This is a genomic window from Desulfovibrio desulfuricans (assembly GCF_024460775.1).
GTDB lineage: Bacteria > Desulfobacterota > Desulfovibrionia > Desulfovibrionales > Desulfovibrionaceae > Desulfovibrio > Desulfovibrio desulfuricans_E.
In genome coordinates, this window is record NZ_JANFYZ010000103.1 from 1 (window position 1) to 238 (window position 238).

Here is a 238-nt window from a genome sequence, read left to right on the forward strand (position 1 = left end):
GCCCCCGCCGCCTCTGCAGTCCTGAAAATCGTTCCGAGATTGCCCGGATCCTGAATATTTTCAAGAACGAGCACATGCGGAGTCTCCCCTAAAATATCTTCCGCCGTATACTCCATCCGGCGTACGACGGCAAGGATTCCCTGCGGAGTCTTCGTGTCCGACACATGCGCAAATACCGTATCCGACATCACTTCCGCCTCTTGAATAAACCGATCGTTTTTTTCTTTGACGCATTTCG

General features: G+C 52.1%; 1 pseudogene. It reads right to left on the reverse strand.

Annotation, left to right across the window (positions count from 1 at the left end):
• Positions 1 to 238 (reverse strand): annotated as a pseudogene (locus NE637_RS15560) (hypothetical protein); the annotation flags it as partial.